This is a genomic window from Psychrobacter immobilis (genome assembly GCF_003148585.1).
GTDB lineage: Bacteria > Pseudomonadota > Gammaproteobacteria > Pseudomonadales > Moraxellaceae > Psychrobacter > Psychrobacter immobilis.
Window position 1 is genome coordinate 44,521 of sequence record NZ_QGGM01000008.1, and the last position, 22,518, is coordinate 67,038.

Sequence of the window (22,518 nt, forward strand, 5' to 3'; positions counted from 1 at the left end):
TCATATTGAGCATGGGTATAAAAATAAGGAAAATATCGTATTTTGCATCACAACCGTTTTATATAAACCTCTTTCTCTTGTGATTAGCCAATCATTATCCTGATAAGTTATTAATAATTAATGCTTTAACAACCAGAAATTATTACTAAATCCTTACTTTTATATATTTAAAAAATATAATTTTATTAGGTATACCATTTATTTTATAAAACAATATGTTTGTATAAATTGCTTCCCTAAATCAATCATTATTCTATATGCTAGAGATGACAAATAATTTTTGCAAACAATAGTAAATAACACCCTCGATTGCCATTTATCTGATTACTGCCTAGGAGCCACATGATGACTAACTCAAACTCAACATCAGATGCTGCAAGTAACACCACTTATGATAAAGGAGATGGTCATGGACCAACCATTCATAGTGAAAATGTAGATACTTCGCACGAGCCACAACGTCCAAGCATAGGTGGCTGTCCTGTCATGCACCAAGCACATACTACGAACGCCTCGGCAGCAACCGACTGGTGGCCGAATAGCTTGAACTTAGATATCTTGCATCAGCAGGATCACAAAACCAATCCAATGGATCCTGACTTTGATTATGCAGAAGCCTTTAAGCAATTAGACTTAGAAGCCGTCAAGCAAGATTTAAAAAATCTAATGACTGAGTCACAAGCATGGTGGCCAGCAGATTGGGGGCATTATGGTGGGTTAATGATTCGTATGGCTTGGCATTCTGCCGGTACTTATCGGCGCTCTGACGGCCGCGGTGGTTCTAACACTGGTAATCAACGCTTTGCGCCATTAAACAGTTGGCCAGACAATGTCAACTTGGACAAAGCACGTCGTCTATTATGGCCAATCAAGAAAAAGTATGGTAACAAACTTTCTTGGGCAGATTTGATGATACTAGCGGGTAATATGGCTTATGAATCTATGGGCTTTAAGACGTTAGGTTTCGCTGGTGGACGTACCGATATTTGGCATCCAGAAAAGGATATCTATTGGGGTTCTGAGCGTGAATGGCTGGCGGCTACCAAAAATCGTTATGAAGATGATAATCAGCGTGAATCGCTAGAAAACCCTTTAGCAGCGGTACAGATGGGCTTGATTTATGTCAACCCTGAAGGTGTCGATGGCAACCCTGATCCAATCAAAACAGCACAAGACATCCGCACCACTTTTGCTCGCATGTCAATGAATGATGAAGAAACAGTCGCCTTGACGGCTGGTGGTCACACGGTTGGTAAATGTCATGGTAATGGTGACGCTACCTTATTAGAAGATGAGCCAGAAGCGGCTGATATCAAAGAGCAAGGTCTAGGTTGGCGCAACCCTAAAGGTACAGGCAATGCTGGCGACACCGTCTCAAGTGGTATCGAGGGCGCATGGACCACGCATCCAACCCAATGGGATTATGAGTATTTCGAGTTATTGCTAAATCATGAGTGGGCACTGACTAAGAGCCCTGCTGGTGCTTGGCAGTGGGAACCTATCGATATCAAGGAAGAGGATCGTCCTTTAGATGCACATGATCCAAGTGTACGCCGCAACCCAATCATGACCGATGCTGATATGGCAATGATTAAAGACCCTGCTTACCGTAAAATTTCAGAGAACTTTCATCAAAATCCAGAATATTTCGATGAAGTATTTGCAAAAGCTTGGTTTAAGCTTACCCATCGTGATTTGGGGCCAAAATCTCGATATTTGGGGGCGGATGTGCCAAGCGAGGACTTCACTTGGCAGGATCCAATTCCACAAGGCAATGTTAATCTGAGCGCTGATGATATTGCGATCTTAAAAGCACAGATACTAGGCAGTGGTATCGACCATCGCGAATTTATTATTACCGCTTGGGATAGCGCTCGTACATTCCGCGCCTCAGACTATCGCGGCGGCGCCAATGGTGCACGCATTCGTTTAGCCCCGCAAAAAGACTGGCTAGGTAATGAGCCTGAGCAATTGGCTCGCGTACTTGAGGCGCTCACTGCCATCCAGACGAACTTTGATAAAGACGTCAGCATCGCAGATTTAGTGGTACTCGCTGGTAGCACCGCCATTGAAAAAGCAGCAGCTAATGCAGGCATTCAAATTGAAGTGCCATTCGATGCGGGTCGTGGCGATGCGAGCGATGAGATGACTGACACAGAAAGCTTCTCTGATTTAGAGCCACGACATGATGGCTACCGTAACTGGATCAAAGGCAGCTATGCCATATCACCTGAAGAGATGCTATTAGATCGTACTCAGCTGATGGGCTTGACTGCACCCGAAATGGTCGTTTTAATCGGTGGTATGCGTGTCTTGGATACCAACTACGCTCAGAGCCAACAAGGCGTCTTTACTGAGCGTGCTGGGACACTTAGCAATGACTTCTTTGTGAACTTGACAGACATGAGATATTCTTGGCATCCCGTTAAGACAGACAATAATGACGCCCCTGCCCTCTATGAGGTGCGTGAGCGTACTACTGGCAATGTAAAATGGCAAGCCAGCCGCGTAGACCTAGTGTTTGGCTCAAACTCCATACTACGCGCTTACGCTGAGCTTTACGCACAAGACGATAACCTAGAAAAATTCGTTCATGACTTTGTAAATGCTTGGAATAAAGTGATGAATGCGGATCGCTTTCGCTAAAACCCACTGAAATAGATACGCCTTTATCTTAAAAAAGCCCTCTTTAATCGAGGGCTTTTTTATTGTAATGGTTTGCTTCTAGCAACGGACAAACGACTTATTCTATATTCCAAATAAATATAAATAGATAACCATTAAGTATATACAAGAATAAACACTTTGTTTTACACTACCTTCTTACTGCATATTTGTACATTTTCACTTTTGTATACAGACAGGGTTTGTATATTTATACAATAGGATTTAGTTATGGCAATCGACGTAGTGGTCAATCAGCGGCATTTACAGATTCAGCTCAAGCAGTTGGAGACAGTATGGCATACGGTGATTAATGGCTATAACTTAAGTCAGGCGGCGACCGTACTGCACACCAGTCAATCTAGCCTATCAAAACATATTGCGGCACTTGAAAATCAGCTCAAAACGGAAGTATTCGTCCGTCAAGGCAAACGCCTAACGGGTCTTACGACCATGGGCACAGCACTAATGCCGCATATCGAATCTATCTTCGCCGAGATCCGTACGATTGAAAACCTGAGTCTCGATTTTAATAATCCGAATATTGGCACGCTGACGATTGCCACCACTCACACGCAAGCGCGATATGTATTGCCACAAGTCGTCAAAGAGTTTAAAGAGCGTTTCCCCAAAGTCAATCTAATATTACAACAAGCGGATCCAGAAACCATCGCACAGATGGTCATTCGCGGGCAGGCAGATATTGGCATTGCAACCGAGTCTTTACTTCATAACAATTATTTACGCTGCTATCGCTATTATGACTGGACGCATCGCGTCATTGTGCCAAGCGATCACGAACTGGCCTATCACGAGTCTGTGGATTTGCCGACCCTCGCCAGCTATCCGATTGTGACCTACCACGGTGGCTTTACGGGGCGCGGTGCGATTGACAAAACTTTTGAAGAAGCAGGATTGGAACCGGATATCGTGCTAGCAGCACTCGATGCTGATGTAATCAGTACTTACGTAGGTCTGGGCTTGGGTATTGGTATTATCGCAGAGATGGCGTTTGAACCAAGTCACTATCAAAATTTAACCGCGATACCTGTAGATCACTTTGGGCGCTTTACCAGTTGGATGGCGGTACGGGATGATGCGGAAATTCGTCAGTATGGTCGGGCATTTATGGAACTGTGTCAAAAACAATTTAGCCAGTAAAGAACCATTCATTCATATTTTCACTAAACGTCAATGGCATCGTTATCAACAGATAATGATGTCATTTTCTATTCTCATTTCTACTCAAAATCGACTGCCGCGCATGTGATTCTTATAACGCTACCCCATTATTAAGATTTGTTATCGTCTTAACTTATAACCTTTATATTCAATAGAACCGCCCCATTATATGAACTATTGAGCGACTAGTTACAGCAATATTGAATTAGCACTAGTTTCTTGAGGTGCTGTTTTAACATTGCTGTCGCTAGTCTCTTTTATAACTAGAATCAAATACCAATATAACCATGTCGTTGAAAAGCGGCATCATAAAAACAGGTGATTTATGAGTAACGCTATTCCCTTATCCTTTTTAGATCTAGCACCCGTGCCTGAAGGTAAAACCATCGCTGAAGGCATTGCCCAAACGGTTGAGACAGCACAGCAAGCAGAAAAAGTCGGCTTAAACCGTTATTGGATGGCAGAGCATCACAATATGCCGGGCATCGCCAGCGCAGCGACGTCAGTACTACTAGCGCATATCGGCAGCCAAACCAAGCATATACGTATTGGTGCTGGTGGTGTGATGCTTCCGAACCATGCACCTCTCGTCATCGCTGAGCAATTCGGCACCTTGCATGCATTATATGGTGATCGCGTAGATTTAGGGCTGGGTCGTGCGCCGGGTACTGATGGCGCAACCTTTCAGGCACTACGCCGTCAGATGCAAGATGCTGATCGCTTTCCGCAAGACGTCCAAGAATTGATGTACTTTTTAGGGAACGGTATAGATAATAGCCCAGTACAGGCATTTCCTGGGGCAAAGTCAAACGTTCCTATCTGGATATTAGGCTCTTCTCTTTTTGGGGCTACGTTAGCGGCGCATTTGGGACTTCCTTATGTGTTTGCCTCACACTTTGCACCGCAAATGCTTGGGCAAGCGATTACAGCCTATCGTGAACAGTTCAGACCATCAGCCTATTTAGATAAGCCTTATGTCATGCTGGCGGCCAATTTATTACTCGCCGATGACGATGCTACTGCACAGTATCATTTTACCTCTGCGCAGCAAAGTTTCGTACGCTTGCGCCGTGGTGAAACAGGTCAAATGCCGAAACCTACTCACGATATGGACAGTATCTGGAGCCCTGCTGAAAAAATGATGGTGGATAGCGCATTATCAGTGTCATTCATCGGTTCTGTGGAAACTGTCAAACCGAGACTGGCGGCATTCCTTGCCCAGTATCAGCCAGACGAGCTGATTGTGACGGCTAACGTTTACGATCAGGCAGCGCGCATGCGTTCACTGGAACTTACACCTGAGTTAAATTTATTTACTTTACAATGAAATCAGACACTTGCATAATTATTGATAAACCTTAGCTGGATGTTTGACATGGATGCAACTCCTATTATCGGTGCCTCACTGCTTATCGGCTCATCAATATTTATGTACATTGTGGCTTTTCTTGCGGTGATGGCTGTCGGTGGTTATTTGACCTACCGCACCAGCCCAAAACGTAAGCAGCGGCGCGAAGACAAACGTAATAAAGACAATCCAAATTAATAACCGCTCTCGAAATATGCTAGGGACGTATTAATTGAACGTTTAAAGCAATGTAAAAAGCCCTCTTTTCTTATTTAGAAAGAGGGCTTTTTTTGGCTTGCTACATAATAAAAACACAGCAATCTTTACGTACGGTGACTATAAATGGCATTACCATTCAATTGACGAGCCAAGATTTTTTTGTGCGGCTTGTTGTGCGACATATAGAGCGACTGCTGCATCAAAACTGGCTGCACCAACCGATTTAAATAACGTAACACCATGATTAGACTTAGCGGTTTTTTCTTGTAGCGCCCCTGTGACTAGCGCTTGTAAGTCACCACTGAGGTCGTCCCATGTCCATGCACAATCGACACTATCGTGAGCTTGGATTAAATCACCCGCTTCATGACGACTGCCAACCAAATCATCGACAACGACCATGCGACTGTTTGCAATGACATCATTGCTTATCTCTTTCATTGAAGGCTGATAGGCGCCGACTGCGTTGATGTGTACATTAGATTTAATATGGTTGAGATCAAACAAACCTTCTGTTGCGCGGGTTGCGACATTGATAACATCTGCATCACGGACAGCATCATTGATATTTTCGCAAACCGTTATAGTAACGTCCCATTGCGGATAATCACGAGTAAATTTCACTTTGAAAGTCTCAGCGCCTTCCCTGCTTCTATTCCATAAATATACTGTTTTAATCTCAGGACGTACTGTCATTACCGCATGTAATTGCTCATAAGCCATGCCACCACAACCGACCACCGCCACACTTTGACAGTCAGCGCTTGCCATATATTTGGTCGCAATACCTGACAATGCTGCCGTACGCACTTGGGTAATATAAACCCCATCCATAATTGCCAATATCTCACCAGTATCATTGTTTGACACGGTAATAATCGCCGTTGTGGTTGGTAAATTTCGGCTCGGATTATCAGGACAAATGGTGACCAATTTTACGGCTGTATACTCGTTCTTACCATCATACATCGTGGCTGGCATGGATAAATGCGAACCTAAGCTATGGGCGTCATCTTCACTAAAAGTTTCAATGACCAAACGTTCAGGCGCTTTGATCCAATTGGGATGCGCTGCCTGTTGATGCAACAATGCTTCTATCGCCCCAATGGCAGATTGCATATTGAGATGTTCGGTCACGATTGCTTTGTTTAGTAATTGCAATTTGAGTACTCCTATTTATAGATTTATTATTAGAACATGTTTTATCACGCCAAACGGCTACTACATTAATCCTAACCCGCGTAATATTGCCGCACCAATCGCCATTCCAAACATACCTACCACGGTGGTAAAAGCCAAAATATTAGCAGCTAACACATCATTGCCACCCATGGCTTTTGCCATTACATAGCTGGCGGCGGCTGTTGGTGAGGCTGCCATCAAAAACAACACACCCATATGCACACCTGATAGACCAAATCCCAATCCAATAGCGATGGCAATCAATGGCGCAACGATAATACGTCCGATACTCGCCTGCATGGATAGCCCTGAAGGGTGCAACATCGACTTCAAATCAATACTGGCACCGGCGCAAATCAATGCTAAGGGCAATGCCACTGCCGCCAGTAAATCACCAGTCGTATGAATCACACCTGTAATAGGCGGCAGCGGTGACGCCTTATAAGCAAATGCTGCTACCAATGCGATAATCAGTGGGTTGGTAAATAGTTTTTTGATAATCATGGTACTGCGACTGAGCCAAGTATCATCCACACTTTTGGACACACGGCTGAGAGTGATAACCGCTAAGATATTAAACAGTATCGTCACCACACCCATATAGACAGCGCCGATGCTTAAGCCACGTTCTCCGTAGGCATTAGCAACTGTTGCCAGTCCAATAATAGCCATATTACTCCGAAATATCCCTTGTACAAACACCCCTTGATCAGCCGGTTTGCTCACAAAATATTTGGCGTAAATCTCTGCACCTATAAACAAAATGAATGTCACCAGAATACCAGCCACTATCAGCGTGATTTGTTTGCTGTAATCGACATCACTATCAACGACGCTAAAAAAAAGCAAACAGGGTAAACAGTAATTAAAGACAAAGCTCGATGCTTGATCAATAAAAGTCTGGCTCGCCTCACCGCGTCTCTGCATAAAAAAACCCAACCACATTAAGGCAAGGTTGGGCAAGACAATGGTAATAGCAAAGACAATAGCATCAATCATAAATAGGCTCAGTTCGTTGACAAACCCATCATGATATGGACATCAGCGAGATAAATTGACAAGTAATCATTATGTTTTCTAACCTAGTATAGAGACAAAATAGCAAGTAAGACAAGCGCCTGCTCTATTTTCTTTTAACAGCAATTGCATTATAAACAAACAAAAGCCCATAACGGTATATCGTTATGGGCTTTTGTTATACTAGTTATACTACTATTACGAATCTAGCGCGGCCTTCGCTTTTTTCTGTTTTTTAACCGTCATGGCTAACAGTTGAATGGCGGCAGGCGTCACACCACTTACTCGTCCCGCTTGGGCTAAAGTCGAAGGACGAACTTGCGTGAGTTTTTGCACAATCTCATTTGATAAGCCAGATACCACACTATAGTCAAAGTCCATTGGCAGCGCCGTATTCTCTAAACGCTTCATTTGATCAATGTCTTCTTGCTGACGGTCAATATAGCCTGCGTACTTCACAGAAATCTCTATCTGCTCACCCACTTGCGCATCGACTTGCGAATCAGTGATGGCAGCGATATCAGCAAAATGAATCTGCGGACGCTTGAGCAAATCAAAAGCAGTCGATTCTTTTGACAGCACCTCCCCCGTTTGCTCTGTGACTTTTTTGCCTAACGTATTGGCAGGGGTTGCCCACATATCTTTGAGACGTGAGGTCTCCGTTGTGATCGCTTCCATTTTTTCTTGATACGCTTGCCAGCGCACATCATCTACTAGACCAAGCTTGCGACCCGTCTCAGTTAGGCGTTGATCTGCATTGTCTTCACGTAATAGTAGACGATATTCTGCGCGGCTCGTAAACATACGATATGGCTCAGTCGTACCATGGGTAATCAAGTCATCAACGAGCACGCCAAGATAGGCTTCATCACGGCGCGGTGTCCACGTTTCAAACTCACTATTATTAGTCGTAACCAATGCCGCATTAGTACCTGCTAGCAAACCCTGTACGCCAGCCTCTTCGTAGCCAGTTGTACCATTGATTTGTCCAGCGAAGTAAAGACGATCGATAGATTTGGTCTCAAGCGTTGGTTTCAAATTTTGTGGATCAAAATAATCATACTCAATCGCATAGCCTGGACGGGTGATATGCGCGTTTTCTAAGCCTTTCATACTATGAATAAACTCTAACTGCACATCAAACGGCAAACTTGTTGATATACCATTTGGATATAGCTCATGGGTGGTCAAACCTTCTGGCTCGATAAATATCTGATGGCTGTCTTTATCTGCAAAGCGATGGATCTTATCTTCGATAGATGGGCAATAACGTGGACCCACACCTTCGATTTTGCCAGAGAACATCGGTGAACGGTCTAAGTTTTCACGGATAATATCATGGGTGCGCGCATTGGTATGGGTGATATAGCAGTTGACCTGCTCAGGATGCATAGACACATCACCCATATAACTCATCACTGGTAGCGGCGTATCACCCGGCTGTACGGTCATCACACTAAAATCAACGCTACGCGCATCGATACGCGCTGGCGTACCTGTTTTCAAACGCCCGACTGGCAGCTTAAGCTCACGCAAACGATCTGCCAACTTGATAGAAGGTTGATCGCCTGCGCGACCACCTTTTGAGCTCTCGAGACCAATATGAATCACCCCGCCCAAGAACGTTCCTGAAGTCAGTACCACCGTTTGCGTATTAAAGATAATACCCGTTGCAGTAACCACTGCCGTCGCACGACCATTTTCGACTAAGATATCATCAGCCGCTTGTTGAAATATATCAAGATTTGGCTGATTCTCAAGCGTATGGCGAATGGCGGCTTTATATAAAATACGATCTGCTTGCGCACGCGTAGCTCGAACTGCCGCCCCTTTACGACTGTTAAGCACACGAAACTGAATGCCTGACTTATCCGTTGCCAATGCCATTGCACCGCCAAGCGCATCAATCTCACGCACCAGATGCGATTTACCGATACCACCAATTGCTGGATTACAGCTCATTTGCCCAAGCGTCTCAATATTATGTGTCAACAGCAAGGTCTGCGCGCCCATACGTGCGGCTGCCAAAGCAGCTTCTGTGCCAGCATGACCACCACCGATCACTACCACGTCGTAATTTTTTGGGTATTGCATATACGCCTCACTTGACTCATAACGCCGCTTTTAGCCAAAAACTATTATTACCAGAATTTTATGGCTAAATAGCATGGTCATCAGCAAATAAACGTCAGTCGGATTTAAAAAGTTAACGACTTGGAAAAGCCGCTAGATATTGGATTATTAACCCATCATTATAACAATTTTTTGATGCTTAAAAAACGCCGCAGTAGAAACTATTTACATTAAGTTTTAAGCATCGTTTTTAAACTTAGTAGCTAGCAACTTAATAACTAGCGCCTAGTTACCAGGGCTCAGCGGTACGATTTGATCTGATTGACCACTGCTCAGCATATGCTGACTGCCATAACCTTCTGGATTGATCTGCAAATAAGCATTCATCAAGCCAATAGCATCGCCATCATTACTCGCCAAAATTTGCTCTTTAATTATGTCTACTGGCGGTAGCAGCAAGTTTTTTAGCAATGCCAAACGCTGCTGGTTATCACCTTTATTAACGACCATCTCGATAAGTTGACGCGCATCGATGGGTAAATCTGGCGTATTCTGTGCCAATAATGCCAAATGATAAGCGCCCGCAGAATCTTGATCCGCAACGATACGCTGCTCAATCGCAATATAAGTGGCTTCTGTTGCGCCGCCTGCCACGCTAAGCTGATGAATACATTTCAGCGCTGAATGTGGCTCATTGCCAGCAATTTCAATGATGCGCGTGGATTCATTTTTTAAATGCTCACGGCGTTTTTCGATTACCGCTTGCTCAGCAGCTTCTTTTTGCACGTTCGGCTGTTCCGTTGCTTGACTATTCATAAAGCTCTCTCACTCGTATGATAATTATTATCTATATCGCTGATATCTTGCACACTATATGGGGGTAAATTCGATAAAAACAACGAAGCCTAAAGACACTAAAGCTTAAAGACAATAAAAAACCCAAATAGCCATTAACTGACCATTTGGGTTTACTGTGCTTTATCTTATAAAGTCTATTTGAATATCAAAGACATCCAAAGCGTACTCTCAAGTATTAAGCAGCAGGGCTGTTTGCTTCAACCAATGGCTTTAACTCGCCTGATTGATACATTTGCAAAATAATGTCTGATCCGCCCATCAATTCGCCATCAATCCACAACTGTGGAAAAGTCGGCCAATTGGCGACTTTTGGCAAAGTAGCACGGATTTCTGGGTTTTCTAAAATATTTACAAACGCAAATGGGCGACCGATTTGAGTAAGCACTTCAATCGATTTAGCAGAAAAGCCACACTGTGGAAATTGCGGCGTGCCTTTCATATAAATAATAACTTTATTGTCACGGATTTGATCACGGATCAATTGTTCAACGTCGTTTGCAGCGGTATTTGGGGTTTGCTCACTCATAAAAGCTCCTATTGATAAAGCGGTTCATTGAAAACAGTGATTGATATTACAAAATGATTGAAAAAAGAGATGGCTGATACATGGGGCAAGCGCCACGGTATTACAAGTACAACTCTATAGACTCTATATATAAAATCTACGCTCAACTCACCAAGTCAATATGACTCGGAGTGCTCAAGCAGCGATGACACCCGATCCAAGCTATCTAGATTCGACAACATTAGGTACTAATAATACCACGGCATTGGCCATAATGCCCTCTTGCCGACCGGTAAAGCCTAACTTTTCAGTGGTGGTGGCTTTAACGCTGATATTATTGACCGCCGTCTGCAAATCACTGGCGATATTATCACGCATGGCTTGACTGTGCGGTGCCAGCTTTGGACGCTCACACATCACAGTGATATCAGCGTTGCCTAGACTATAACCAGCCTCTTGCACTTTACTGTAGACATAACGTAGCAGCACCCGCGAGTCCAACCCTGCATGGGCGGCATCTGTATCAGGAAAATGCTGACCGATATCGCCAAGCGCCAATGCGCCAAGCAGTGCATCAGCAAGCGCATGCAGCACCACATCTCCATCAGAGTGTGCAAGCAAGCTGTGCGTGTGTTCAATAGGCACACCTGCTAGCACCACATATTGCTGCTGCTGACCATTATTGTGAAAAGCGTGAACGTCGATACCTTGACCAATTTTTATCATTATTATTCCAAGATGAGTGAAACGTGATTAAAATAATTCAAAACCACTATCTAAATTTCTAAAGCGATTTTACTAATGCCTAGACACCATCGGTCGCCACCAGTTTCAATTAACTGGTATAATATGACGTTTATTTTATCATAATACCAGATCCAAAAGATAAGCTGACGTCGTTCTGCTGAGACTACCTATTGTAGCAATGGCATAATTTTTGGCGTCAATATCTATTTTGGAGAACGTACAAATAGTTGAGCCGCTTTATGTCAGCCATACAAGATACCTCAAGCATAGCCGTTTCTGAGTCTTTTACGCCTCATCGTCCATTAACACTTGCCGATATCGAAAATCCTAGCGCCAAGCACGTGATTGTCGGTATGTCAGGTGGCGTTGATTCTTCTGTATCAGCCGTTTTACTTCAACAAGCAGGCTTTAAAGTCGAAGGTCTGTTTATGAAGAACTGGGAAGAAGATGACGGCACCGAATACTGTACGGCAATGGATGATTTAGCGGACGCACAAGCGGTATGTGACAAAATCGGTATGAAGCTACATACGGCCAATTTTGCCATGGAATATTGGGATCGGGTTTTTGAGCATTTTTTAGCAGAATACAAAGCAGGTCGTACGCCCAATCCAGATATTTTGTGCAACAAAGAAATCAAGTTTAAAGCGTTTTTAGACTATGCTTTGACGCTGGGTGCAGATTATATCGCCACCGGTCACTACACGCGCCGTAGTATGAACTATACGAATGCTAATGGCACTGAGGTTGCGCAGCTATTACGCGGGCTTGATAACAATAAAGACCAAAGTTACTTTTTACATGCGGTTGGCGGCGATAAAATCGCTAAGACGCTGTTCCCAGTCGGTGAGCTTGAAAAGCCAGTGGTTCGTCAAATCGCTGAAGAACATGATCTTATTACCGCCAATAAAAAGGATTCAACCGGTATCTGCTTTATTGGTGAGCGCCGTTTCAAAGACTTTTTACAACAGTACTTGCCCGCTCAAAAAGGCGATATCATGACTGACGATGGTCACATTATCGGTCAACACGATGGTTTAATGTATTATACGTTAGGTCAGCGCGGTGGTATTGGCATTGGCGGTGTCAAAGATCGCCCAGAAGAGCCTTGGTTCGTATTGGCAAAAGACTTGGACAACAACCGTTTGATCGTTGGACAAGGTCATGAGCATCCCATGATGCTGAGTAATGAGCTGCAAGCTTATAAGCTCGATTGGGTCGATGGTTTACCGCCTGCAGATATATTTAGCGAAGACGGCTTACGTTGTATGGCAAAATCGCGCTACCGTCAGCCAGACCAAGCGTGCCGAGTGTTTGCTGTTGATGATAAAGGTTTAGAAGTACGAGTGATATTTGATACGCCGCAACGTGCAGTGACGCCAGGTCAATCAGCAGTATTTTATATCGATGAGGTTTGTTTGGGCGGCGGCGTCATTGCCTCTATTGACGCGCCTTGCGGGATTTGACATCTCAGTTAACATTAATTAATACAATGATTTGTCTTTTTTTAGGATACTGAATGACCGCTCGCCTTTTCGCCTTGCTGAATATCTCATTTTCTTGTTCGATATGGGTAAAGCGAGGTCTTACACTTACTTTCATTGCTGCGTCATTTAGTGCACAGTCAGCACCAGCAGAGATGGGTAGTATCACGGTGACCAGCTCTAATGCTTCGACTGGTAGTGCTTCTGGCACCTATATAGCAGCAGGTTCTGGTGCTACTGGTCGTTTTACTTTAGTGCGCAATGAAAATATTGGTTATAACAGTAATGCTGAGATAACACCATCTAATGGTACGCGTACCAATGGTATTGAGATCAGAAATGATTCTAATACTAGTATTGATAGAGATAAATTTAAGTACACTTTTACTATTACGCCTGATGATAACGCCTCTATACATACCATAAAGATTGGTCAAGCCAGCTATTCAATGGGTGGTAACTCAGAAATTGCACGTCAAACGTTAAGTTTTACCCAAAATAGTCAAATCAGTATACCTGCGCAAGCCACTATCAAAAACAACCCAGATGTCCCCTATTACTATAATGCAATGGGTGATTATTTTATGGGTACCAAACTTAATGCGACTCAATTGAATTCACAAAATGCTGTGTTCAACCCGCAGCTGCGTACCGATAGCTCAAATGTGAATGGTAATGGTTTATATTATTATAATATTACTAATCTAGCGGGTGTTACTGGTAGCCAAAACCCATATACACCTACCTTGAATACGAATAAACAAGTAAGCCTCAGTTCAAATAACGGAGTTTTACCACCGACGCCAACTTTTGAAAATATTATTAAAAGTATCAATAATGGCAGCACGTATTCTGCACTCTCACCTAATACCGCTATTTCCAATGGTGGTACTTATGTCAGTTATGGCATCGAAAACAGTCAAAGCAATTACGTTGTCGCGGTAAGAAACGCGAACGCCGTAACTTTGACTTATGAAGGTATTATGAATGGTAATATCGGCATTGCGCGTAACGTAGTCGGTGAAACCTATAACGAATGGATCAGCTTTGGAGTAGAAAGTGAACCGTTCAATTATGTCTTTTCAGGCACTGTATTCAATGATAATGGTGGTATAAACGATAGCGACATCAATGTCAAAAAAGATAACGCTACGATAGACAGCGGTATATATAACAATACCAACTTCTTCAATGGTACTTTTGACTCTGCTGAAAGTGGTATTGCAGGTAGCACAGTCAAGCTGGTTGACTGTACAACCAATGCTCCTCTTGAAACTATAAATATTCCTACTAATATTGTCGGTAAATATGAGATTAAAATGCCTATCGCTTCTCTAACTGGCAAAAGTACTGTCTGCCTGATTGAAGAAAATAGTGGTAGCACTTATCCCATTCGTACTACTAATGAAAAAACGGTTATTTCCTTGACTACTAACCAGTATAACTATGAAAATAATAACTTTGGCAGAGTGATTGATAAAAACGCAGCTTTAGTCCTTGAAAAAGAACAAGCACTTAACGATTGCAAAATCGCCTCATTGTTACCAAATCTAGAAAACAAGCTTGCCTATAGTAAAGCCGCCCTATCTGAAGTAACTCCAGGACAATGTATTGCCTACAAAATTACTGCGACCAATCGAGCCAACCTTAATATCAATCACTTTGTTCTACAAGATATCTTGCAAGAAAAAAATGTGAATGGCGCGATAGTGACGTCAAAACTTGCGAATCCAATTCATCAAGCAAGCGAATATGCCGCAGACAGCGTCGCTATCGGCAATAACGGTACTGTTAAAACGGTAACCTCAATTTTAGATCCAAGGACAAAACGTAGTTTTTACTTTAATACTAAGTATGGCACGACACACTCTAATACACCCGATATCCCTTAATAATAGCGTTATATGCATATTTTGATTTTATCAACGGCTACATTTGCTACACTACCCGTATTTTTTTGACCACAGTCTTATATGATGTGTTCATTTGTGGGATTTCACAGTTTTCATCACTTTTACTTTTTTAATTTAAAGGCATTATTATGAACTTACTTACCGCACTCTCCCCAATCGATGGTCGTTACGCCTCCAAAGCTGACAGCTTGCGTCCTTATTTATCTGAATTTGGTCTCATTAAAGCCCGCGTCACTGTCGAAATTCGCTGGTTACAGTCATTGGCTGATAACAATGCGATTGGTGAATTGGCAGCATTTGATACCGATACCAATGCCTTTTTAAACAGTATCGTTGATGACTTTAGTGAAGCAGATGCCCAAGCCATCAAAGACATCGAAGCGACGACCAATCATGATGTAAAAGCCGTTGAGTACTTTATCAAAGACAAGTTCCGTGGTCAGGCAGCGCTTGAAGATTCATTAGAATTTATTCATTTTGCGTGTACCAGTGAAGATATCAACAACTTATCATATGCGTTAATGCTAAAAGACAGTCGCGAGATTGTGGTTGCGAAAATGCAGCAATTGACTGATAGCATCGTTGATTTGGCGATTGCTCATGCTGACCAACCCATGCTATCACGCACCCATGGTCAAACCGCTAGCCCAACAACGCTAGGCAAAGAAATGGCAAACGTCGCCTATCGTCTGGCTCGCCAAATTAAGCAAGTAGGGCAAGTTGAGCTGTTAGGTAAAATTAATGGCGCGGTTGGTAACTATAACGCTCATTACGCCTCATACCCTGACGTCGATTGGCAAGCACATGCAGAACGCTTCATTGATGAAAGTCTTGAGCTGACTTTTAACCCCTATACCACGCAAATTGAGCCGCATGATTATATCGCTGAGCTATTTGATGCAGTCAAACGTTTTAATACTATCTTAATCGATTTTAACCGTGATATTTGGCAATATATTAGCTTAGGCTATTTTAAACAGCGCCTAAAAGATGGTGAAGTTGGTTCTTCTACCATGCCGCATAAAGTCAACCCGATTGATTTTGAAAACTCTGAAGGTAACTTGGGCGTTGCTAATGCGATGCTGGCTCATTTGGGTGAAAAACTGCCAATTTCGCGTATGCAGCGTGATTTATCAGACTCTACCGTACTTCGTAATATCGGTGTTGGTCTGGCGCAAAGTATGATTGCTTATGATGCTTGTTTAAAAGGCGTGAGCAAACTTGAATTGAATGCGCAGCGCTTAAACGATGATTTGAATAATGCACAAGAAGTATTGGCAGAGCCGATTCAAACGGTTATGCGCCGCTACCGTGTTGAGAACCCTTACGAGAAGCTTAAAGCTCTGACTCGTGGTAATGCCATGACTCGCGAAGCCATGCTGACATTCGTTGAAAGTGATGAGCTATCTGCGGTGAGCGATGCGGATAAAGCGCGCCTACGTGAGATGACGCCTGCGACCTATATTGGTAATGCAGCTGAACAAGCGCGCACGATTAAAGAGTGGATTGCTAAGATTTAACTGGTAACAATCTTATCTTTATAAAATGTAAAAAAGATATAAACGAATATGCATTTATATCTTTTTAGAAAAACCTTACTCTAAACACTATGATTTTTTAAATACATAGTTAATGGGTGAGGTTTTATTCTTTATCGTCTTCATCTTTTTTATCACTGCTATCACCCGGTATGATCGCTTTGGTAACAGCAACAGTACCTTTGACGACGCCTTTAGTGGTTTTGTAGGCGACTTTTACAGGTACGGTGACGATTTTATGCACACAAGCTTGCAGCATAAACATACTGGCGATGATGACGATAAACTGTAATTTTTTCATAAATTTCCTACGGATAATGAGAGGCACTGATGGCTATATTTTGACCATCAGCTAGACGCTAATCATAAACCAATATACGTCAGCTATAAAGCACTGTTCTAGTTTTATATTCTGTCTACCTTGATATCCTTTCTACTTAAACACACGGATCTACCCATGACTTCTATACCGCTTTGTTTACCCGACTCTATCACGCCTGAGCAATTTTTAAGCGAATACTGGCAAAAAAGGCCACTCTTAATTAAACAAGGCTTACCACAGCTAATTGGCATGTTTGAACCTGACGACATGCTTGGTCTAGCCCTAGAAGAAGATGCTGCGGCACGTTTACTAACTCAAGCAGCAAGTAAAAAAGAAGGTCAGGCGCAGTGGCAACTTAAAAAAAGCCCATTGACTGAAACTGATTTCGATAACTTACCTGAGCAATGGACGGTATTGGTGCAGAATATGGAACAGTGGTCGCCTGAGCTTGGTCAATTGTGGCAAGCCTTTGACTTTATTCCACAATGGCAACGTGATGACATCATGGTTTCTTATGCGCCAAAAGGTGGCTCAGTCGGCAAACACTATGACGATTATGATGTGTTTCTTGCGCAAGGCTACGGCACTAGACGTTGGCAACTGGGCAAATTCTGTGATAAAAATACCGAGTTTGTCGCCGATGAGCCGATTCGCCTCTTTGATGACATGGGTGAGATTATTTTTGATGAAATATTAGAAGCCGGTGACGTGCTTTACGTACCGCCGAAGCTGTCACATTTTGGTGTGGCACAAGACGATTGCCTAACCTTTTCATTTGGCTGCCGTCGTCCTAACTTGATGCAAATCATCGACAACTTAGCTGATATCGCTACCAACGATAGCGATTTATTTATCCCAATGCTGTTGCCACAAGCGCTGCAAGCGTCAGGTGAATTGCAAGCGAGCAGCATCAATGCGATCAAAGATCAGCTATTACAAATGCTACAGTCTGAGCGTGGTGATGATATCATTCGTCAAGCAGTTTCTGAAGTCGTCAGCAAACGCCAGTATGATGCGCTGATGCCAGAGGATACACTAGATACGGATGAGCTCATGCAAGCTCTAGCAGAAGGTGCCACCTTGCAAGCGGATTATAGCAATCGTTTGCTCTATAGCCAGACTAATGATGGCATTGTGCTATATGCCAATGGTCAGCGCATTGACGGGCTTGATGATACAGCAGTAGCGGTATTGGTGCGTTTGGCTAATGGCGAACACCTAAATAGTCAAGATGTCACCGATGTTGATGCAGATGATTTGAGCGAATGGCTAGAGAACGGCTGGGTGTGGATTGATATTGCTGAATAATATCTATTAATCAGACATTAATCAAATAACGCAAATAAAAAAACCGCTATCCGACAATTACTCAGATAGCGGTTTTTTCTTATAAATCGTATTCGGTATTTATAGCTATACCAAACACTGCTTAGCACTGATCAAAACGGATATAAGAGCGAAGCAGGTTTGTAATTAATACGGTTATTCTGTACCAAGTTCAAGCAAGCTAGCATTACCACCGATCGCTGTGGTATTGATTGTTTTGACGCGCTCAGTGACAAAACGATGTAAATAATCAGGCGTTAGCATCTCTGACAAGCCTTCCATATCAGTGACGCTGATGACTTGCGTTAAGATACCGTCTGTATTGGCAAGCTCTTGACTGATAGCCTGCACTTCGCTTCGATTGCCAGAGACTGCAACCTGTGCCAGACGATCGATATATAAAAGCGTGACGGTTTGCGAGTCATTCGCCACACTCAATACATCTTCGCTGATACCTGTATCGTATAGTATCTTGGCAGCTTCATTGCACATCTCATCTTGGCTTGGGCAATGCAGAATGACTTCATTACCTGTCAATAGTGCGGCTACCAGCTGTCCTAATACCGCCATGGCTCTAGCAGATTCACCACCAACAACCATCGTCTTACCACGACCAGTGACATATAGATCGTTGGACTCACCAGTTGCACCAGTCATGCGATGCACCTCATCCAAGCTAGGCGCGGCGCTCAATAGATGATTGAACAAACGCTTTGCTTTATTGGCATCACCAGTCAGCAGAGCCAACTTTGGAATAGCCGCTTGCAGATATGTTGCGCGATTCACTGCGCCAAGTAATCGCCAAGATTCACAAACCTGGGCATGATTTTTTTTGAATTCAGTCGCCATGTTGCTACTCCTTATGCGAGTTCTGTTTGAGTGGTGGTTTGGGTAATAGTATTAGCAGTTGTCCGGTTGTTGCTATTTGACTCTGAGCTAAGCTGCATCAAACGTGCGACATAATGCGGGCCACCAGCTTTAGGACCCGTGCCAGACAGACCACAACCACCGAATGGTTGTACGTTTACGACGGCACCGATTTGGTTGCGGTTGATGTAAGTATTACCTACAAACGCACGGCGCTCGATGTGCTCAACGGTATTTTCGATACGACTATGAATACCTAGGGTCAAACCAAAGCCTGTCGCGTTGATGGCATCAATCAGCTTATTCAGATCACGTGCTTGATAACGCAGTACGTGCAAAATCGGACCAAAATGCTCGCCACCGATCACGTCGATACTTTTCACTTCGATCGCTGTTGGCAATACAAAGGTAGACTGTTCTTGACTGACAACTGAGCTTGAGCTCATTGGCGTCTGTGCCAAGATAGTCGCCGTTGGCTCAGCGTCCATACGCTCGATATGCGCTTCAAGACTACGTTTGGCATCCGCATCAATCACTGGGCCCACATCTGTAGCAGCATATAAAGGATTGCCGACCGATAGCTCAGCCATATTACCTTGTAATAGCTCAATTAAATTATCAGCCATTTCCTCTTGCACGCACAATATACGACAAGCTGAGCAACGCTGACCTGCTGAACCAAATGCAGATAAGACAGCGTCTCTAACCACTTGTTCTGGCAATGCCGTTGAATCGACAATCATAGCATTCTGACCACCAGTTTCGGCGATAAAAACAGGTAACTCACCACTGGCTTGTGCATGATCATTTAGGCTTTGGTTAATACGTTGAGCCGTTTGGGTTGAACCCGTAAATATCACACCTGCTATATTGTCAGCCGCTGTCAATGCACCACCAACATCGCCAGCACCGATCACTAACTGTAAGGCTTGTGTTGGTACGCCTGCTTGGTACATTAGCTGAGCACCAAAATGGGCAATCAAGCTGGTTTGTTCGGCAGGTTTCGCCACCACCGTATTACCTGCTGCTAGCGCCGCTACGATTTGACCAGTATAGATAGCCAATGGGAAGTTCCATGGGCTAATACAGACAAAGGTACCACGTGCTTTATAAACTTGACGAGATTGCTTGCCAGCCAAATCGGTGAATTCATGCACGACGTCGTCTAAACGCTCTGCTTCATCGGCATAAAAACGGCAGAAATCAACCGCTTCTTTGATTTCATCAATACCGTCTTGAAGGGTTTTACCCGCTTCGATTTGGCATAGCGCCATTAACTCAGCATAGTTTTCTTCATAGAGATCAGCTATCTTACGCAATACTTCAGCACGCTTAGTAGCTGATACTGCTTGCCAGACACTTTGCCCTGCCACTGCCGCATCGATCGCTTGACCAGCTATTTCAGCATTGGCATAAGTGACTTCACCAGCACTTACTTCGTGGTTCCAAGGTGCATGTACGGTTTGAGTCTCAAGCTTATGCGTTACGCCCTCTACTTCATATTCATCAACTGCTTTGCCATTGACGATGGACGTCGCTGACCAAGTTTTATGCAAATGGCTATCGATAGCAGATTTAAAGGGCAGCCATTGTGACTCTACGAATATATTAGGGCCAAAACTGGCACGGCGCGCACCATAAATCTCTAACGGCAACGGAATCTCTGGATTGTGCAACGTCGCATTGGCCAGTAGCTTGTCATAAGGATGTACTGTCAGCTTTTCAATCGGATAAGACTTGTCTAGTAGCTGATGGACAAACGAGCTGTTGGCACCGTTCTCTAACAAACGACGTACCAAGTACGGCAGCAAGTCTTTATGCGCGCCAACTGGGGCATAAATACGTACCGGAATTTGATACGCTTGTAAGATATGATCATAAAGAGCATCGCCCATACCGTGCAAACGCTGAAACTCAAAGTCTCTATGCTTACTCATGGTCATAATTGACGCTAGGGTGTGCGCATTGTGTGTCGCAAACTGTGGCCAAATCAAGCCGCGCAGATGATCTGACAATAAGAAGCGCGCACAGGCAAGGTAAGCAGTATCTGTGCCTTCTTTGCGTGTCCAGACAGGATAGCCTGACAGACCTTTTTGCTGGGCAAGCTTGATCTCAGTATCCCAGTAGGCACCCTTTACCAGACGTACTGGAATACGATCTCCCACCTCAGTCGATAGACGAGCAAGCCACACTAAAATAGCGATGGCGCGCTTAGAGTAACCTTGCACGACCAAGCCAAGACCATCCCAGTCAGCCGTCAAATTGTCACGGTACAAAGACTCAAACAGTTTTAAAGAAATTTCAAGGCGGTCGGCTTCTTCGGCATCGATACTAAGATCCACATTGACTTCACGTGCCGCTTCGATGAGCAGTAAGCAGCGTTGACGTAATAAACCCATGACTTGGGCTTCTTGCGTGGCTTCATAGCGAGGGTGCAATGCTGACAGCTTGATAGACACTGATGGCTTAGGCATGCCTTCTTTGACTTTGATACTGGCAGTGGCTCTGATCGCATGCAGGTAGTCATTGAAGTATTTTTCAGCGTCTTTATGCGCAATAGCCGCTTCACCGAGCATATCAAACGAATAGGTATAGCCTTTATTACGATAAGGCTGGCTATTTTTATTGGCGTCCTCGATGGTCTCGCCCAATACAAACTGATGACCCATGATACGCATGGCTTTTTGCATGGCACTACGAATAACAGGCTCGCCCATCTTTTTGGTCATGCGATCCAAAAAGCCTGATGCTGTGGTGCTACTATCAATACTGACGACACGACCTGTCATCATCATGCCCCATGTCGAGGCATTGACCATAAAACCGTTGTCATTTTTGATGTGCTTTTTCCAATCAGCCACACTCATTTTGTCATGAATCAAGGCATCAGCAGTATAATTGTCTGGCACTCGAATCAAGGCTTCTGCCAAGCTCATCAGCAAGATACCTTCTTGGGTATCAAGACTATACTCAAGCAGTAACGAGTCGACCATCTTGACCGCTTTGCCATCATTACGTACATGCTCGACCAGCTGGCGCGTTTGCTCAGCAGCGGCGTCACGTTCTTCTGTGCTGGGTTTAGCAAGTGGCAATAATTTGGACAACCAGCGCTCTTCATCAACGCTATACAACGGCGAAATACGGGCGTGCAGAGTTTCTGCCGACTGGGCAATATAATCTGGCGATAGCAAATCGACAGGATTAAACAAAATCGGCTCTTGCGGGGTAAACTGGTCTACTGGGTTCATAACAACTCCATAACTATCGTTTAAA

General features: G+C 43.8%; 17 protein-coding genes. 8 read left to right on the forward strand and 9 right to left on the reverse strand.

What is annotated here, in order from left to right:
- Positions 1-486 precede the first annotated feature (486 nt).
- The 4 genes from katG (at position 487) to C8D84_RS13750 (ending at position 5,392) form a co-directional block, all read left to right on the forward strand.
- Positions 487-2,646 carry a catalase/peroxidase HPI gene (katG, locus tag C8D84_RS07920; protein ID WP_211181264.1) on the forward strand — a complete coding sequence of 720 codons (2,160 nt, stop codon included), beginning with the start codon at positions 487-489 and terminating at the stop codon, positions 2,644-2,646.
- 249 nt (positions 2,647-2,895) lie between these two features.
- Positions 2,896-3,825, forward strand: a complete 930-nt coding sequence (locus C8D84_RS07925; RefSeq protein WP_109591319.1) for a LysR substrate-binding domain-containing protein — start codon at positions 2,896-2,898, stop codon at positions 3,823-3,825.
- A gap of 346 nt (positions 3,826-4,171) precedes the next feature.
- Positions 4,172-5,173 (forward strand): LLM class flavin-dependent oxidoreductase, encoded by a 1,002-nt coding sequence (locus tag C8D84_RS07930; protein WP_109591321.1) that lies wholly within the window; start codon positions 4,172-4,174, stop codon positions 5,171-5,173.
- A 48-nt stretch (positions 5,174-5,221) separates the two neighbouring features.
- On the forward strand, positions 5,222-5,392 hold the full coding sequence (locus C8D84_RS13750) for a hypothetical protein (protein WP_157908376.1): 171 nt from the start codon (positions 5,222-5,224) through the stop codon (positions 5,390-5,392).
- Positions 5,393-5,542: 150 nt separating this feature from the next.
- On the opposite strand, the gene C8D84_RS07935 is transcribed toward C8D84_RS13750, so the two are convergent.
- The 6 genes from C8D84_RS07935 to ispF all read right to left on the reverse strand — a co-directional run bounded on the left by C8D84_RS07935 (position 5,543) and on the right by ispF (position 11,774).
- A complete protein-coding gene (locus C8D84_RS07935) occupies positions 5,543-6,574 on the reverse strand; it encodes an ornithine cyclodeaminase family protein (RefSeq protein ID WP_109591323.1) in 1,032 nt (343 codons plus the stop codon).
- 60 nt (positions 6,575-6,634) lie between these two features.
- Positions 6,635-7,594: an AEC family transporter gene (locus tag C8D84_RS07940; protein ID WP_087815225.1), complete on the reverse strand. Its 960-nt coding sequence runs from the start codon at positions 7,592-7,594 to the stop codon at positions 6,635-6,637.
- A 216-nt stretch (positions 7,595-7,810) separates the two neighbouring features.
- On the reverse strand, positions 7,811-9,706 hold the full coding sequence (gene mnmG, locus C8D84_RS07945) for a tRNA uridine-5-carboxymethylaminomethyl(34) synthesis enzyme MnmG (RefSeq protein ID WP_109591325.1): 1,896 nt from the start codon (positions 9,704-9,706) through the stop codon (positions 7,811-7,813).
- A 264-nt stretch (positions 9,707-9,970) separates the two neighbouring features.
- A complete protein-coding gene (locus C8D84_RS07950) occupies positions 9,971-10,501 on the reverse strand; it encodes a hypothetical protein (RefSeq protein ID WP_109591327.1) in 531 nt (176 codons plus the stop codon).
- Between the two features lie 217 nt (positions 10,502-10,718).
- A complete protein-coding gene (grxD, locus tag C8D84_RS07955; RefSeq protein ID WP_045446215.1) occupies positions 10,719-11,069 on the reverse strand; it encodes a Grx4 family monothiol glutaredoxin in 351 nt (116 codons plus the stop codon).
- A 201-nt stretch (positions 11,070-11,270) separates the two neighbouring features.
- Positions 11,271-11,774, reverse strand: coding sequence for a 2-C-methyl-D-erythritol 2,4-cyclodiphosphate synthase (gene ispF, locus C8D84_RS07960; RefSeq protein ID WP_045446213.1), 504 nt, complete (start codon positions 11,772-11,774; stop codon positions 11,271-11,273).
- Between the two features lie 260 nt (positions 11,775-12,034).
- Between ispF and mnmA the strand changes: the two genes are divergently transcribed.
- The 3 genes from mnmA (at position 12,035) to purB (ending at position 16,712) form a co-directional block, all read left to right on the forward strand.
- On the forward strand, positions 12,035-13,261 hold the full coding sequence (gene mnmA / locus C8D84_RS07965) for a tRNA 2-thiouridine(34) synthase MnmA (protein WP_109591329.1): 1,227 nt from the start codon (positions 12,035-12,037) through the stop codon (positions 13,259-13,261).
- A 53-nt stretch (positions 13,262-13,314) separates the two neighbouring features.
- A complete protein-coding gene (locus C8D84_RS07970; RefSeq protein ID WP_109591331.1) occupies positions 13,315-15,171 on the forward strand; it encodes a hypothetical protein in 1,857 nt (618 codons plus the stop codon).
- Between the two features lie 149 nt (positions 15,172-15,320).
- Positions 15,321-16,712, forward strand: a complete 1,392-nt coding sequence (purB, locus tag C8D84_RS07975) for an adenylosuccinate lyase (protein WP_109591333.1) — start codon at positions 15,321-15,323, stop codon at positions 16,710-16,712.
- 124 nt (positions 16,713-16,836) lie between these two features.
- Here the strand turns inward: purB and C8D84_RS07980 are convergent, their stop codons facing one another.
- Complete coding sequence (locus tag C8D84_RS07980; protein ID WP_109591335.1) at positions 16,837-17,031, reverse strand: NF038104 family lipoprotein; 195 nt, start codon at positions 17,029-17,031, stop codon at positions 16,837-16,839.
- 156 nt (positions 17,032-17,187) lie between these two features.
- Between C8D84_RS07980 and C8D84_RS07985 the strand changes: the two genes are divergently transcribed.
- Positions 17,188-18,360, forward strand: coding sequence for a cupin domain-containing protein (locus tag C8D84_RS07985; RefSeq protein WP_109591337.1), 1,173 nt, complete (start codon positions 17,188-17,190; stop codon positions 18,358-18,360).
- 174 nt (positions 18,361-18,534) lie between these two features.
- On the opposite strand, the gene C8D84_RS07990 is transcribed toward C8D84_RS07985, so the two are convergent.
- Complete coding sequence (locus tag C8D84_RS07990; RefSeq protein WP_109591339.1) at positions 18,535-19,227, reverse strand: 1-pyrroline-5-carboxylate dehydrogenase; 693 nt, start codon at positions 19,225-19,227, stop codon at positions 18,535-18,537.
- 11 nt (positions 19,228-19,238) lie between these two features.
- Positions 19,239-22,493, reverse strand: a complete 3,255-nt coding sequence (putA, locus tag C8D84_RS07995; RefSeq protein ID WP_109591341.1) for a bifunctional proline dehydrogenase/L-glutamate gamma-semialdehyde dehydrogenase PutA — start codon at positions 22,491-22,493, stop codon at positions 19,239-19,241.
- Between the last annotated feature and the right edge of the window lie 25 nt (positions 22,494-22,518).